The sequence below is a fragment of the Dendronalium phyllosphericum CENA369 genome, assembly GCF_016056275.1.
GTDB lineage: Bacteria > Cyanobacteriota > Cyanobacteriia > Cyanobacteriales > Nostocaceae > Dendronalium > Dendronalium phyllosphericum.
In genome coordinates this window covers 1-458 of sequence record NZ_JAECZA010000283.1, presented here as the reverse complement: position 1 = coordinate 458, position 458 = coordinate 1, and the positions used below count along the sequence as shown (strand labels likewise).

Below are 458 nucleotides of genomic sequence, written 5' to 3'. Positions count from 1 at the left end.
TGAGTTTATATTTTAAGTAGCAAAAAGATCGTCGATGAGCAATCTGAAGTACTCAGATTTAACTGTACTTAAGTTCAGATTTATTTCAACTTAATATCAAGTCCGGGTAATAATTTACGCCTAATGTGAATTAGGAAAAAGGCAGGAGAAGTAAGAAGATGAAAGTTACCACACTTTTCAAATCAGACTTCCCCCATGACTAGCATAGACCTTGGAGAGCTAATTACAACCATCTTTGTGATAGTAGATGATTGGTATGAAAAGCAAGTAAAAAATCCAACAGTGTTAAAACCGGGGGTGAAAGCCAGAATGAGTGATAGTGAAATCATGACACTAGCACTAGTAATGGATTATTTGCCTATCCCTTGAGAAACGCAATTTCTTGGTTTTATCAGGGGAAATTACAAGGAATGGTTTCCGAATTTACTTGACCAAAGTCAATTTAATCGGCGGTACTT

The 458-nt window shown here is 36.0% G+C and carries 1 protein-coding gene; it reads left to right on the top strand.

The annotated features are described in order from the left end of the window. Positions 1-195: 195 nt before the first annotated feature. The gene (locus I8752_RS31525; protein ID WP_214436077.1) at positions 196-369 is read left to right on the top strand and encodes a hypothetical protein; all 174 of its coding nucleotides are present in this window, start codon (positions 196-198) and stop codon (positions 367-369) included. The last annotated feature ends 89 nt before the right edge of the window (positions 370-458 follow it).